Origin of the sequence: Bacillus sp. SIMBA_005, assembly GCF_046535585.1 — a bacterium.
Taxonomy (GTDB): Bacteria; Bacillota; Bacilli; order Bacillales; family Bacillaceae; genus Bacillus; species Bacillus pumilus.
Map to the genome: position 1 here is coordinate 1 of NZ_JAWRWI010000253.1, position 280 is coordinate 280.

Sequence of the window (280 nt, forward strand, 5' to 3'; positions counted from 1 at the left end):
GGCGAGCCTCCGAGCCTCGGCGAGGAGATCGTCGGCGGCCACCGCCGGCAGAGCCTGATCCGGACGGATCCGGAGCACACCGGCATCCACCCGCCAGGTCCCGCGCAGGAACCCGTCGCTGAGGAAGGTGCCTTCCCTGGCTCCCTTGCCCGGAGGCAGCGGCACGCGCTGCGGCGTGTCGATGATGCGCGCACGATCCCGGTGGGAGAAGAGCACGTTGTCGTACTCCGGGAGGAACCGCGGCGGTGCCGGATGCTCGGCATCGGGGCGCGGTGCATCG

The 280-nt window shown here is 72.1% G+C and carries 1 protein-coding gene; it reads right to left on the reverse strand.

The annotated features are described in order from the left end of the window. Nucleotides 1-280: DNA glycosylase AlkZ-like family protein (locus SB660_RS19985; protein ID WP_410584028.1), on the reverse strand; the 280-nt coding region annotated here is incomplete at both ends.